Source organism: Streptomyces sp. 2A115 (assembly GCF_052245575.1).
GTDB lineage: Bacteria > Actinomycetota > Actinomycetes > Streptomycetales > Streptomycetaceae > Streptomyces.
On sequence record NZ_JBQQCG010000003.1, the window covers coordinates 1 to 13497 of the forward strand.

Annotated in this window: 14 protein-coding genes and 1 pseudogene; 8 read left to right on the plus strand and 7 right to left on the minus strand. The window is 69.7% G+C overall.

Going from position 1 to position 13497, the window contains the following annotated elements:
* Positions 1-293: 293 nt before the first annotated feature.
* Positions 294-1289: an FkbM family methyltransferase gene (locus ACTWQR_RS03090; protein ID WP_443225302.1), complete on the minus strand. Its 996-nt coding sequence runs from the start codon at positions 1287-1289 to the stop codon at positions 294-296.
* Positions 1238-3274, minus strand: a complete 2037-nt coding sequence (locus tag ACTWQR_RS03095; RefSeq protein WP_443225303.1) for a glycoside hydrolase family 15 protein — start codon at positions 3272-3274, stop codon at positions 1238-1240. The genes ACTWQR_RS03090 and ACTWQR_RS03095 overlap by 52 nt, the downstream gene beginning before the upstream one ends.
* A gap of 122 nt (positions 3275-3396) precedes the next feature.
* Here ACTWQR_RS03095 and ACTWQR_RS03100 point away from each other — a divergent pair, with 122 nt between their 5' ends.
* The gene (locus tag ACTWQR_RS03100; RefSeq protein ID WP_443225304.1) at positions 3397-4326 is read left to right on the plus strand and encodes a hypothetical protein; all 930 of its coding nucleotides are present in this window, start codon (positions 3397-3399) and stop codon (positions 4324-4326) included.
* 52 nt (positions 4327-4378) lie between these two features.
* On the opposite strand, the gene ACTWQR_RS03105 is transcribed toward ACTWQR_RS03100, so the two are convergent.
* Positions 4379-4780 carry a YybH family protein gene (locus ACTWQR_RS03105; protein ID WP_443225305.1) on the minus strand — a complete coding sequence of 134 codons (402 nt, stop codon included), beginning with the start codon at positions 4778-4780 and terminating at the stop codon, positions 4379-4381.
* Positions 4781-4923: 143 nt separating this feature from the next.
* Between ACTWQR_RS03105 and ACTWQR_RS03110 the strand changes: the two genes are divergently transcribed.
* From ACTWQR_RS03110 to ACTWQR_RS03120, 3 genes are all read left to right on the plus strand, one after another.
* Complete coding sequence (locus ACTWQR_RS03110; RefSeq protein ID WP_443225306.1) at positions 4924-5406, plus strand: SgcJ/EcaC family oxidoreductase; 483 nt, start codon at positions 4924-4926, stop codon at positions 5404-5406.
* 117 nt (positions 5407-5523) lie between these two features.
* Complete coding sequence (locus ACTWQR_RS03115) at positions 5524-5955, plus strand: luciferase domain-containing protein (RefSeq protein WP_443225307.1); 432 nt, start codon at positions 5524-5526, stop codon at positions 5953-5955.
* 453 nt (positions 5956-6408) lie between these two features.
* Complete coding sequence (locus ACTWQR_RS03120; RefSeq protein WP_443225308.1) at positions 6409-6708, plus strand: DUF6342 family protein; 300 nt, start codon at positions 6409-6411, stop codon at positions 6706-6708.
* Positions 6709-7145: 437 nt separating this feature from the next.
* Here ACTWQR_RS03120 and ACTWQR_RS03125 read toward each other — a convergent pair whose 3' ends face one another.
* Positions 7146-7937, minus strand: coding sequence for a L,D-transpeptidase (locus ACTWQR_RS03125; protein WP_443225309.1), 792 nt, complete (start codon positions 7935-7937; stop codon positions 7146-7148).
* An 88-nt stretch (positions 7938-8025) separates the two neighbouring features.
* A complete protein-coding gene (locus ACTWQR_RS03130) occupies positions 8026-8541 on the minus strand; it encodes a SigE family RNA polymerase sigma factor (RefSeq protein WP_443225310.1) in 516 nt (171 codons plus the stop codon).
* A 444-nt stretch (positions 8542-8985) separates the two neighbouring features.
* On the opposite strand from ACTWQR_RS03130, the pseudogene ACTWQR_RS03135 reads away from it, so the two are divergent.
* A pseudogene (locus tag ACTWQR_RS03135) lies at positions 8986-9273 on the plus strand (RNA polymerase sigma factor); the annotation flags it as partial.
* 83 nt (positions 9274-9356) lie between these two features.
* Here ACTWQR_RS03135 and ACTWQR_RS03140 read toward each other — a convergent pair.
* On the minus strand, positions 9357-10127 hold the full coding sequence (locus ACTWQR_RS03140) for a TIGR03943 family putative permease subunit (RefSeq protein ID WP_443225564.1): 771 nt from the start codon (positions 10125-10127) through the stop codon (positions 9357-9359).
* 8 nt (positions 10128-10135) lie between these two features.
* Positions 10136-11146 carry a permease gene (locus ACTWQR_RS03145; protein ID WP_443225311.1) on the minus strand — a complete coding sequence of 337 codons (1011 nt, stop codon included), beginning with the start codon at positions 11144-11146 and terminating at the stop codon, positions 10136-10138.
* A 162-nt stretch (positions 11147-11308) separates the two neighbouring features.
* Between ACTWQR_RS03145 and ACTWQR_RS03150 the strand changes: the two genes are divergently transcribed.
* The 3 genes from ACTWQR_RS03150 (at position 11309) to hemC (ending at position 13463) form a co-directional block, all read left to right on the plus strand.
* Positions 11309-11920: a Uma2 family endonuclease gene (locus ACTWQR_RS03150; protein ID WP_443225312.1), complete on the plus strand. Its 612-nt coding sequence runs from the start codon at positions 11309-11311 to the stop codon at positions 11918-11920.
* 29 nt (positions 11921-11949) lie between these two features.
* Positions 11950-12414 (plus strand): VOC family protein, encoded by a 465-nt coding sequence (locus ACTWQR_RS03155; protein ID WP_443225313.1) that lies wholly within the window; start codon positions 11950-11952, stop codon positions 12412-12414.
* 113 nt (positions 12415-12527) lie between these two features.
* Complete coding sequence (gene hemC, locus ACTWQR_RS03160; RefSeq protein WP_443225314.1) at positions 12528-13463, plus strand: hydroxymethylbilane synthase; 936 nt, start codon at positions 12528-12530, stop codon at positions 13461-13463.
* Positions 13464-13497 lie beyond the last annotated feature (34 nt).

The following is a 13497-nucleotide window of genomic DNA, read 5'->3' on the forward strand; positions in this document are numbered from 1 at the left end:
CCGCCCCCACTCGTCCGCACCCGGTACGTCCCCGCGCACATGGGTTGGTTGTGGGGCGGGGACGTACCGGGTGCGGACGAGTGGGGGCGGGGGCTACGGCCCCGCCCCGTCAGGGGCGCGGGGAACTGCGCGACCAGCCACTGACGGCCCGCACTGTACGAACCGGCCTGAGGCGCTTTTAGGGGCGCGGGGAACTGCGCGACCAGCCCCCACCAACCCGCACCCGACAACCGCCCAACCACAGCGGAGCGTGCCGCGGGGAACTGCGCGATCAGTCCCCACCGGTCGGCACCTTACGAACCGGCCTCAGACGCCCGCATCATCACGCAGTCGAACTCCACCACGCGCCCCGAAGAGGGCTCCCGGGTCACGGGGTACATGCCCGTGATCCCGAACCCGGCCTCCTCGTACGCGGCAACGGCCTCCGCCATCCCCGGACTGCCTTCGTACAGCCGCAACGGCGCGACCTCGGACTGCATCCCCACGAACTCCGAGATCCGCTTTCCCGCGCCCGCGAACACCTCCAGGTCGAAGCCCTGCGTGTCCATCTTCAGATAGGGCCGAGGATCGGCGACCCCTTCCAGCGCCTTGTCCATCATGTCGTCGAGCCGTCGGATCTCGATCTCCTCCATACGGCCCTTCGCGAACCGCTTGTAGCGCTCCTTGCCGTACTCGCTCGGCGGCAACAGCGAGTTCATGGTCTTCCAGTCCACATGGATGGACTGCACGGCCTCCTCGCGCCCGAGCGCGAAGTTGTACACGTGCCAGTCAGGATCCTTTTCCGCGGCTCGGCTCAACCTGGCGAAGGTATCGGCAACAGGTTCGAAGGAGACAATGCGGCCGGTGTAGCCGAACCGCCGCAGTCCCTTGCCGTACTGCCCGGCGTTGGCCCCCACGTCGAACACGCAGTTCACCCGGTACTTCTCGAGCAGCGCGGCCACATGCTGCGTACACAGGTAGTGGGCGGCTGCCAGCTGGAACTCACGTTCACGTTCCGCCGACACAGCCTCCCCGAGGAAAAGCCGCGCACCGGTCTCACCGAACGGGACGGTCGTCATCTCTCGTCCCGCCCCCTTCGAGGTCCCGCGCGCGACCATCCACGCGTCCTCCCCCAGCGGCGTGACCGCGTACCGGCCCTTTCCGCGGGTCACCAGATCGGCTCCGCCCCCCACGGGAACGCTGGTCCGGTCGCCTCGCCGGAAAACCACCGCCGCACCGGGACCGAGATCGAGCACCTTCACCCCGATGCGGGGGAGGACTTTGAGCAGTCTTCTGTAAAAGGTCTCCATCCAGCCAGCCTCGCAGACGACACCTTGAATTCACCGGGACTTTGAGGAACAAGTTTTCGCGCGTGGTGAGTGGCGTGCCCGTCCAGTTCGTACGCAACATGGATGAGGGGCACGTGCGTGAAGGCCTGAGGAAAGTTACCCAATTGGCGGCGGGCGCGGGGGTCGTACTCCTCGGCCAGCAGACCGACGTCGTTGCGCAGGAGCAGCAGTCGCTCGAAGAGCTCCCGCGCCTCGTCCTCCCGGCCGGTCAGCCGCAGCGCGTCCGCGAGCCAGAAGGAGCAGGCGAGGAAGGCACCTTCGCCGCCGGCGAGACCGTCGGGGCCAGGGCCGGAGCCTGTGCCGGAGGAGGCGCCGACCGTCCGGCCCGTCGAGTAGCGGCGGACCAGCCCGTCCGAGACGAGCTCCCGCTCGACGGCGGCGATCGTGCCCAGGACCCTGGGGTCGTCCGGCGGCAGGAAGCCCGTCCGGGGCATGAGGAGCAGAGCGGCGTCGAGCGCACGGGAGCCGTAGGACTGGGTGAAGGTGGAGCGGGCCGGGTCGAAGCCGTTCTCGCAGACCTCCCGGTGGATTAGGTCCCGGATCTCGCGCCAGCGCTCGACGGGGCCGGGGCGTCCGTGCTCCTCGGCCATGCGTACCGCCCGGTCGAAGGCCACCCAGCACATGACCTTGGAGTGGACGTGGTGGCGTGGTGAGCCGCGCGTCTCCCACAGGCCCTGGTCCGGTCGGGACCACACCTTCTCCAGGTGGTCGAGCACGGCCCGCTGGAGGGAGAGGAGATGGTGCTCGGGCCGGAGTCCGGCACGCAGGGCCAGGGCGAGGGTGTCCATCAACTCGCCCGGGACGTCGAGCTGTTGCTGTGCGGCGGCTCCGTTGCCGATCCGTACTGGACGCGAACTCTCGTACCCGGCAAGCCAGTCGGCCGTCCACTCGGTCAGTCTGCGCTCGCCGCCGATGCCGTACATGATCTGGATGTCCTGCGGCCGTCCCGCGACGGCCCGCTCCAGCCAGCCCCGCCACGCGTCCGCCTCGGCGGTGAAGCCGCTGCGCAGGAGCGCCTCCAGGGTCATGCCGGCGTCGCGCAGCCAGCAGTAGCGGTAGTCCCAGTTGCGTACGCCGCCGGGCTGTTCGGGGAGGGAGGTGGTGGGGGCCGCGGCGATACCACCGGTCGGCTCGTAGGTGAGGGCCTTGAGCGTGATCAGGGAACGTACGACCGCTTCCCGGTAGGCGCCCTGGTACGAACAGGTGCGCAGCCACTCGCTCCAGTACTCCTCCGTGCGGCGCAGCGCGTCGAAGGGGTCCACCGGGTCGGGGGCGGGCAGGTGGGAGGGCTGCCAGGTCAGGACGAAGGGGACCTGTTCGCCGGTGGTGACGGTGAAGTCGGCGGTGTGGGACTCGCCGTGTGCGGTCAGTTCGGCGGGGGTGGACAACCACACCGACTCGGGTCCCGCGATACCCGTCAACTGCCCGCCCACCCGGTGCATCCAGGGCACCACACTCCCGTACTCGAAGCGCAGCCGCAGGTCCATGTGCAGGTCGACGCTGCCGGACACGCCCTCCACGATCCGTACGACGCAGGGGGTCCCGCCCTCGCGGCGCGGCATGAAGTCGATGACCGTGGCGCGGCCGGTGGCGGTCTCCCACTCGGTTTCCAGGACGAGGGAGTCGCCGCGGTAGCGACGGCGGCGGGTGCGGTTTTCCTGGGGGTCAGGGGTCCCTTGGGGTTCAGGGGTCCCCTCGGCTCCCGGGTTCCCTTCGACTTCCGGGTTCCCTTCGACTTCCGGGTTCCCTGTGGCTTCCGGGTTCCCTGTGGCTTCCGTGGGGGCGATCCGCCATCGGCCGTTGTTCTCGTCGCCCAGCAGCGCGGCGAAGCACGCGGGTGAGTCGAAGCGCGGCAGGCAGAGCCAGTCCAGGCTGCCGTCCCGGCCGACGAGGGCGGCCGTCAGCAGGTCCCCGATCAGGGCGTAGTCCTCGATCTTTCCCGGCATGGGCTCAGTGTCGGCGCGGGGCGGGGCGGGGGCATCTCGAAGGGGACCGCGGCGAGGCAGGGGGCTCCCCCGTTCGGACCGGTGCGCTGGTGGGCGGGGCCGACCGGTGATGGCGTTGTGCCGTGGTGGAACCCAAGGACGTCAACGACCTTCAGGAGGAATCCGCGATGAACCGTTCGGCCCGTCCGCCCCGTCGTACCTCCCGTGCCGGTACCCGTGCCCGTGTCCTCGCCTCTGTCCTGGCGGCGGCCGCGCTGCTGACAGTGACGGCCGGGTGCTCGGACGGCGACGGTGCCGGCAGCGGGAACGGCGAGGTCGGAGGGTCGGACGACGCGGCGGTCTCCCCGTCGCCCGTGGGAGTACAGGCGCCGAGCGCCGCCGCCTCCCCGTCGGTCACCGTGGCCCGGACCCTCACCGAGACGCAGGCGCGGGCAGCGCTGATCACCAACGCGGACCTGGGTGAGGAGTGGGCGCCGACGCAAGGCGCGGCGACCTGGCGGGACGGGCTCCTCAAGGGGGAGACGGACGTCGCCGACTGCCAGAAGCTGCTCGACGGCCTGTACGCCGAGGACCTGCTCGGCGAGCCCGCCGGGGCCCGGGCGGTCAGGGGCTTCGACGACTCCGACTACGGGGCGCAGCTGCGCTATCAGGTCGCCGCGTACGACCGGGCGGCGCTGGACACGTCGCTGTCCTGGTTGAAGACGCTGCCGGAGACGTGCGAGCGGTTCACGGCCACGAACGCGCAAGGCCGGCCACGGACGGTCCACGTCGCCGGCGTGCGCCTGCCCGACGTGGGCGAGGCCCGCGAAGGCCTGACCGTGACCGTGACCGACGAGACGATGACCGACGAGACCGACGGCATGCCCATCACTCTCACCCTGGACTTCGCAGCCGTACGGGTCGGCGACAACGCCCTCTCCCTCACCAACGGCGGTCTCGACGGCGTCGACGACGACCCGACCGAGCAGGCGGCCGGGCTCGGCGCGCAGCGCCTCGAGGACGTCCTCGCCGGCCGCACACCTGCCGCCCAGCCCGCGAACGAGCAGGACTGACCGCGGCACTCCGTACTGTTCGGTTCCGTTCCGTTCCGCTCAGCCGAAGACCCTAGACAGTCACGTTCGGGAACGAGTGGTGCTCATGCGCCACGACCCAGCGGCCCGACTCCTTGCGCAGGCCGAGGGTGAGGCGCAGGCGGGTCTCGGGGTGGGCGGCCATCTCCTCGGGGGTGCCGCAGCGGAGAAGGGCGTGGGCGTAGGCGACGTCCGCACCCGCGGTGACATCGAGCGAGACGATGTCGAAACAGGCGCCCTTCGCCTGCCACTCGAAGAAAGGCGGCCAGGTGGCGCGGTAGGCGTCGAGGCCGCGGACTCCGTCCTGCGGCGGCGGTACGTCGAACATCACGATGTCCTCGGCGTGGTCGGCCATGACCGTGTCCAGGTCACCGGCGTGTACCGCCGCGGCCCATCGCGTGATCAGCTCGTGGATCAGCTCTTCGTCGTTCTTCATGTCAGGCTCCTTTTACTGGTGAAGACTCCCCGGCGCCCCGGAACTCATCGCCGATCCCACCGCCGAACTCATCACCGACCCTCTCGCCCCCCGAGAGCCACCCTCTTGACCTCAAGCAAACTTGAGGTTGAAAGCTGTACCCCATGAACACGACACCCACCAACGCGACACCCACGAACACGCCGCCCGCGAGCACGCCGCCCCTGGGCGAGCAGACCCGTGCGGCCGAGATCGAGGCCATCAAGCAGGTGGTCGCCACGGTCGAGTACGCGCAACGGAACGAGTTGGTCGAGGAGTTCGTCGGGCTCTTCCGGGAGGACGCGATCTGGACGACCGGGCATGGCAGGCGGCTGTTCGGGCGGGACGCGATCTCCGAGTTCACGAACAAGGTGCTGCCGGGGGCGATGAAGGACTCCTCGGCCACGTACGAAGTGGTGCACGTAGTGTTCGTCCGGCCCGACGTCGCCGCCGTCAAGGTGCGTCAGCGGTACGCGACCCTCGACGGCGTCCCCGCCGAGGGGCAGCCGGAGGGCAGTCCGCTGTACGTGATGTCCAAGGAGAACGGGCGCTGGCTGCTGACCGCCTGCCAGAACACGGAGGTCCTGGACGCACAGGTCACGGCGTAGGGACGCATGGGTCGTGGCATAAGTCATTGCATAAGTCATGACATAGGTCGTGTAGAGCGCAGGGTCGGAAGTGGCTGGGGGTGGTACTCCCGGTGAAGCGTGAGCGAGGATGGGGTTATGACCGCGGCCCATCGCGCCATCGCTCTCCTGGAGACCTGGCCGAACCTGGTAAGTGGCCCGCCCCGCTGCACCGTTGGGCGGGCTTTCGCTTCGGCGGGACACGAGATCGTCCACTTCCACTCCGACGACTCCGCCGATCTCTACCTCACCCCCACAGCGGTCGAACGGCTGCTCCCCCAACTCCTCCACGCCAGCGCGATCAGGGTCCGCCCCGGCGCCTCCTGGATCACCGTCCTCCTCGACTGCGACGCGGACGTCGAGCTCCTGCTGGGCCTCATGAGCGTCGCGCTGAAGGAACACGGCGCGGTTTCGCCCCGCCGCCCGTCACCGCCGTGCGACTGGGAACGGCCGGTGATCCCCGGTCCACGCCCGGGGGCCGCCCGGCGCGTGGTGGACCGGCTGCGGCCGCATCACCACCACAGCCACTGACCCAGTCGCACGAACGTCAACCTCCACACCGCCGCACCAGCCGTCCACCTCGAAGCCGTGGTCCACCACGACCGCGTACTCGTCTCCATGCCCGACGGGTCGGTGAGCGGGGTCCGGAACCACGCCTCGACGAATGCGCTCGTCAGGACCACCAGCCCGCCTCTCACTCCCGCACACCGAACAGACATATGGCTCTTTCCTCGCGGAAATCACCGGAGTGCACTAAAGCATCATTCCCGATGATCCAGAAAAAGAGTACTTGCGCGACCCTATGCTGACAGGCAGTCAGACTAGGTATATTACCAACTCATTCGGGTGATGCCGTATGTCACCCGAACAGAGAAGATCTTCCATTGGGAAGCGGGCGCGTCTTGTTCGGGCTGCACGCACGGAACGACGCGGTTGCGGCCCGTGAGAAGAGATACGGCCCGCCGGGACTCGAGAGGAAGCCTCATGGCTGAAATTGACCTCGGACTGGCGACGGACTGGGATGAGGGCGACACCCACGGCCGCGTCAAGCTGCGACCGAACCAGGTCTACCCGAACTCTCCCAAGAAGGACGTGCTCATCAGCTCACCGGTGAGCATCGAGCTGGCCGTGAACACGAACTTATCCACCTCTCAGGAGGCGGACAAGATCTACTTCACGACCTACCACGGCCGGACAAAAAAGATCATCGCGGTACTCGACTCCGACGGCAACCTGCACATCGCCGGTCGTCTGATCACCGAGCAGAAGGATCTCTCGTACTAGGGACTGTCCGGCGCGGGAGCGGCGCCAGAGACGTACGGCGGCAGCGGCCAAGGTGCCGGACGACGTACGCCCCCTGGCAATGCGCGTGGCCTGGAACCGGCGAACCTTCACACGGTTGATCAGCCGATCGGCTTCGCTCCTGCGGGCATGACACCAGGTTCAAAAGCCGGCGGGCCTGCCGCCATTGCTGCCACAGCGTTGGCGGTGGGCCTGCCGGGAACGGCATGCGGTGACGGTGTGATTGCGCTGCCGACGCCGAAGGCGACGGCGGTCGCGGCATGATGAGTACGCTGCGCCGTCCCTCAGGTGGTCCGGCCGGAGGCGTCCCGCTGGCGCCACGCTCACAGTCGGCGAGAACCGCTAGAGGCGTCACCGCCTTCCACGGCGCCAGCGGGGGGCTGAACTGGCCGGTTCTGGTGGAAGCTCTTGGTCTGCCGTCAGGAACCGCTCCGGTCGGAAGGCGAGGCGACTGCAGGACCGTCACTGCCGCCGCCGCTCACAGCACCCGTCTCCCTCGGAGCCGCCCCCACCACCTCCACCACCGATCCCGGACCCAGCTGCCCGTACAGCCACTTCGCGTCGACGCTCCGCAGGCCGATCAGGCCGCCGGTGGTGTCGTAGTTGCCGGGTGCCTTCTCGTCCCAGGTGAGGGCGAGGAGGTAGTTCGTGCGGTCGTTGGGGGCGCGCAGCCGCATCACCCACGTCGCCTTCGTGTCGTACTCCTTCAGGCCCGCCGGCTCTCCGGGCACCGTCCCCGCCTCCCACTTGGCAGTGACGGTCATCAGGCCCGTCGGTGTGGGTGTCGCGGCCGCGCCGGAGGAGATGGGCAGGGTGCGGTCCCCGACAGCCAGTACGCGTCGGCTGAGGTCGACGGTGGCGGCGACGCGCGCCGGGCTGGGCGCGGTGGTGGCCGGCTGCGTCGGTGCGCTGTACGTCGCGGCGGGCGGGGTCGAGCGGGCGCCCTCGCCCCCGGTGAACGCCACGGTCGCCACCAGGGCCAGGGCCGCCGCGACGGTGGCGCCGGCCGCGGCCAGCGAGACCTTCCGGCGGCGTCGGCGACCCACCGCGCGGTGCCGGATCTCCGAGCCGGGGACGGGTACGGGTGTCTCGTGGTCCTGGGCCAGTTCGTGGAGGGCGATGGTCAGTTCGGAGCGGTCGAACTCGGCGGCGGAGTAACCGATTCCGGCGTGGGAGTGGCCGGTACCGGTACCGGCGTAGGGGTGATGCAACTCGCCGGATCCACCAGGTCCACCGCGGCCACCATGTTCGCCAAGGGCACCAGATCCACCGGCGCCACCAGATCCGCCGGGCGTGAGTTCATCGGACACGGTCGTCCTCCCTCTCGCCCTCACCCAGTTCGTCGGCCTCGCCGAGCCGCCGTGCCAGCGCGGCCCGGCCGCGGGACAGCCGGGCCTTGACCGTCCCCACAGGCGCACCGGTTTCGGAGGCTACCTGTTCGACACTCAGGTCGCACAGATGGTGCAGAACGACCGCCATCCGCTGTGCCTCCGGCAGTTCCCGTAACGCCCCCACCAGCGCGGCCCGTTCCGGGCCGGGTCCGGGCGTGTGCTCGGGCGGCGGATTGCGGCGCACCAGTTCCAGCCAGCGCCGCGCCCGCCGCCAGCGGCTCACCGCGAGCCGCATCGCGACGGTACGGATCCACGCCTCCGGCGCCCCCTCGGCGAGGAACTCCCGCCGCCGGTCCCAGGCACGTACGAACGCCTCCTGGACGACGTCCTGCGCCTCACCGTGATCCCCGGTGAAGGCGAAGAGCTGGCCGGTCAGCCGGGGGAACGCGGCGGCGTAGAACGCGTCGAACTCTTCCTCGGTCATGCCCCCCTGCCCACGCCCCCGCGCTGTCTGCGGAATTCCCGTGCAACCCGGCTGCCTCCGCCGTGCGTACAGGTCCCGTACGTCTCGTACATCGAAGCACAACCCAGGAGGAAGGAGTGGCGAGCGGGCAAAGCGCTCGACCGGCCATGGACGACGACGACTTCAGCACCCGGGCAACCGACCACTGGCCTCGCCTGATGCGGACCGCGCGCCTGCTCACGGCGGACCGGGGTGAGGGAGAGGGCGTGGCCGAGGAGCTGGCGCGGGCCGCGCTGGCCGAGGTGTACGCGCGGCGGAAGCGGGTGCCGGGGGACGACGCGGAGTTCTATGTGCGGCGGGCGTTGGTGGGGGGGTTACCTCCGGCGGATGCGAAGGGAGCGGCTGCCGTTCGTCCGGTCCGGGCCGACGTCGAGGTCGTCGAGGTGGTTGAAGTCGCCGAAGTGGTTGAAGTCGTCGACATCGTTCAAGTCGTCGGAATCGTCGAAGCCGTCGACGTCGTCCAGGTCATCGGAATCGTCGAAGTCGTCCGAGGCATCGGAGACATCGGAGACACCGAAGTCGTACGAGCCCGATCAACTCGATTCCCTCACCGAGGCGTTGGCCGAACTCCGGCCCCGCCGCCGTGCCGTGGCGGTCCTCGTCCACTGGGACGGTCTGACCCACCGCGAGATCGCCGCGCTTCTCGAGTGCTCGCCCGGCGCGGTCAAAGCGCACAGGCGCCGAGCTCTGAAGGCCCTCCGCGAGCACCCCGACCGGGGCGGCCAGTGCGGTAGGGCCGCCCGCTCACGCATCCGCACCGGCACGGAACGGAACGCTCAGCGCTTCTCGTACGGGTCTGAGGGAGCCGTAACCCGCTTCACGGACGCGGCGTCCAGCACCGGCCGAGCCTCATCCGATCCGGGTTCCCCCGTCGGACGCCAGGTCCCGGTGACCGTCACCCACTCATCGGCCGCCGGAGCTTCGGCCCCACGGATCTCGACCTTCAGCGCCTGCACGTCGGCGGCGCAGCACGAGACGAGGAGCCGGGCGACGTACCAGGTGCCGTCGTCGCCCCGGGTCACGAAGCCGGTCAGCCGGACGGTACGGCCCTCCAGCGACGCTTCCGTGTCCCACTCCGCGCGGGACGCGAACGCGCCGACCGTGAGGTCGACGGGGTCACCGGCCGGGAGCTTCGGGAAGGTGCCGGCACCTTGAGCCGCGCTCTTCGCCTCCTCACGCCCGGCGCTGTACGAGCCGAGGGCCGGGGGAGGGAAGAGGAGGAGAGCGAGGACGGGTGCGGTGAGGAGCCAGGCGATGCGGGGGCTACGGGTGTGGTCGTGGCCGTCATGGCTCTCATTGCCCTCGTGGCCCGCATGACCCTCGTGATCACGGCTGCTGTCCCGCTTGATCATGCCCACCACTCCGAGCACGACCAGCGTCACCCCCGACACGATCAGATACGGCCGCAGCCCTTCCTTCACGTACCGCAGATACAGCTCGCCGAAGAGCGCGATCCTGAGCAGCGCGGCCCCGCACAGGATCAGCAGCACCCCCTGCGCACGAAGCCGAAGCCGAAGTCGCAGCCGAACGAGCGGCCGCAGCCGCATACGTGACCTCACAGCACCCACCACCCCACCAACACACTGCTCCCCACAGCCACCACCCACGTCACCGACGAGAACCGCCACGCGAACGCCCGCCCGAAGGTCCCCGCCTGCAAAGCGATGAGTTTCAGGTCGACCATCGGCCCGACCACCATGAAGGCGAGCCGGGCGGTGGGCGAGAACCCTGTCAGGGAAGCCGCGACGAAGGCATCGGCCTCGGAGCACACGCACAGCACGACGGCGAGGACGGCGAGCAGCAGCACCGACAGCCAGGGCGACCCGGTGAAGACATCGAGCACGGACCTCGGAACGAGAATGTTGAAGGTCGCCGCAGCCGCCGCGCCGAGCACGAGGAAGCCCCCGGCGTGCAGAAAGTCGTGCTGAAGCCCGTCCCGAAAACCTCGCCACCCGCCGCCCGCGACAGCCCCCGCGCCCCCCTTGCTCCTCCGCGGCAGCCACTCCTCCCGCCCGAACCGCACCCACAGCCACCCCATCACCACGGCGGTGGCGAGCGAGGCGACGAGCCGGGCGCCGACCATGGCGGGGTTCCCGGGGAACGCGATCGACGTGGCGACGAGCACGACCGGGTTGATGGCGGGCGCGGAGAGCAGGAAGGCCAGCGCGGCCGCCGGCGCGACGCCACGCCGCATCAGGCTGTCGGCCACCGGCACGGACGCGCACTCACACCCTGGCAGGACCACCCCGGCCGCCCCCGCGACCGGTACGGCGAGCGCCGGATTCTTCGGCAGTACGCGCCTGAACACCCGCGCCGGTACGAACGCGCCGATCGCCGCCGACACCACCGTGCCCAGCAGCAGAAAGGGGATGCCCTGCACGACGACGGCCGTGAACACGGTCCACCAGGCGGCCATGGCCGGAGTCGCGAGGTCGAGCGCGAACTTCGGCCCGAGCACGGACCCGACGGTGGCGATCGCGATCAGGGCAACGCCCCCGACCACCGCGTACACCAGTGCCCGAGCCACGACCCGCGCCCCGTCGCCCAGACTCCGTCGGTTCTCCACGCCCCTTGCTTCCCGCCTCACCTGCACCGGTCGTACGTCCGGTGCAGGCTAACCGGTGGTTCTGTGCGGGGTCATCGTTTCCGCCAGGAGGCGGCTGTCAGCCGTTGGCGGAACGTGACCGGCGGTACCGTGGGTGATGTGACGGGGAACAAGGAGTCGGCCATGTCCCAGAAGACCATTTACCGACACCTGCGCGAACTGCGCGATCAGCTCGCAACTCCCCCTGGCTTCACCTGGCCGGAGATCAGTGAGGGCCGCCTCGTGATGATGATGAGTCCGCGACCTCGCCATCAGCTCACGGCGGTGGACGTGCGGGATCAGCTCGCCGCCCAGCTGCCGAAAGGCATAGTCGCCGCGGAAGCCACGGACACGGATGACGAGTCGCTCGGCACACTTCGCATCCCGGACATTCTGGTGGTGCCCAGGACCGCCATGGAAACGGACGATCCGCTGGACCCTCGCGAGATCCTTCTCGCCATCGAGATCGTGTCCCCGCCCAACCCCAACAACGACTACAAGGACAAGGCCGACGACTACCCCGCGATGGGTATCCCCCACTACCTGATCGTCGATCCCCGCGACGGTACGTGGACGTACCAGTGGGAAATCGGCAAGTGCGACGGTCGTCCCGCATACGAAAACCGGCTACACCTGTCTTACGGAAACACCGTCACCGTCGCGACCGACCTGGGTGCGTGGACGATCGAGACGGGCACTCTGCCCCGCTACAGCCGCAAGGACATGGCTCTCTCGCCCGAATCCGAAGGGGCGTAGCTGTCAGTGGTGCGCAGTACGGTCCTGGCATGGCAGCCAGAATCGATCTGACCCTCGACTGCACGGACGCGAAGCTCCTCGCCGACTTCTGGAAGACGGCCCTGGGGTACGTCGACGAGCCGCCGCCCGCTCCCTTCCGGACCCGTGCGGAATGGCTCGCGCAGTTCGACCTCCCGGAGGACGATTCCGGGGACGACTCCGAGGACGGCGCCGCGTGGCTCTGCGATCCCGACGGCGTCGGGCCCCGGCTCTCCATCTTCAAGGTCCCCGAGCCCAAGACGGCGAAGAACCGGCTCCATATCGACGTCCGGGTGCCGGGGCATGGCAGTCCCGACGAGCGGTGGGCGCGGATCAGGGCGGAGTCCGAGCGGCTGGTGAAGGCGGGCGGGACCGTCCTGGAGGAGTTCGACGGGCACCACATCATGATGGCCGACCCCGAGGGCAACGAGTTCTGCGTCGCCGCAGCCGCAGCCTCCTCCTCGGCCTCGGTCTGAAGGTTCCGGATCTGCCGGCGCTGCCCAGGCCGGGCGGCCCGTACATCGTCGACGACCTGCTGCCTCGGGCGACGCGCAGCCGCCGTGGCCCGACGACCACTATCGTGGACGCCATGTCCGTCCCTGAGCTGATCCGTATCGTCTCCCGCGACTCGCCCATGGCCCTGGCCCAGGTGGAGCGCGTACGCGCCGAACTGACCGCGTTCCACCCGCGTCTGCGCACCGAGGTCGTGCCCGTGAAGACGACCGGCGACAAGTGGATGGGCGATCTCGCCCAGGTCGAGGGCAAGGGGGCCTTCACCAAGGAGGTCGACGCCGCGCTCCTGGCCGGCGAGGCGGACCTGGCGGTGCACTGCGTCAAGGACGTGCCCGCCGACCGGCCGCTCCCGGCGGGCACCATGTTCGCCGCGTTCCTCAAGCGGGACGACATCCGCGACGCGCTCATCCACCCCGGCGGGCTCACCCTCGACGAGCTGCCGGCCGGGACACGGATCGGCACCTCCTCCGTACGCCGCATCGCGCAGCTGGCCGCCACCCACCCGCACCTTCAGTGCGTACCGTTCCGCGGCAACGCCAACCGGCGCCTGGAGAAACTCGCGGCAGGCGAGGCGGACGCGCTGCTGCTCGCGGTCTCCGGCCTGGAACGCATCGACCGCACCGATGTCATCACCGAGGTTCTCTCCGCCGAGACGATGATGCCGCCGATCGGCGCGGGCATCCTCGCCCTCCAGTGCCGCGAGGGCGACACGACGATCATCGACACCGTCAGCGCGCTCGGCGACCCGGACACGCACCGCGAGGCCACCGCCGAGCGCATGTTCCTCCACGTCCTCCAGGGCCACTGCAACTCGCCGATCGCCGGCTACGCCAAGGCCGGACGAGGCGGCGAACTGTCCCTGCGGGCCTGCGTGTTCACCCCGGACGGCAAGACCCAGCTGAACGCCCACGAGTGGGCCGGCCGCCTCGATCCCGCCACCCTCGGCACCTCCGTCGCCGTCGCCCTGCTGCGCCAGGGCGCTCGCGAGCTGATCGACAACATCGCCCACTGAACCCACTGAGCGCACAGAGCGCACAGAGCGCACA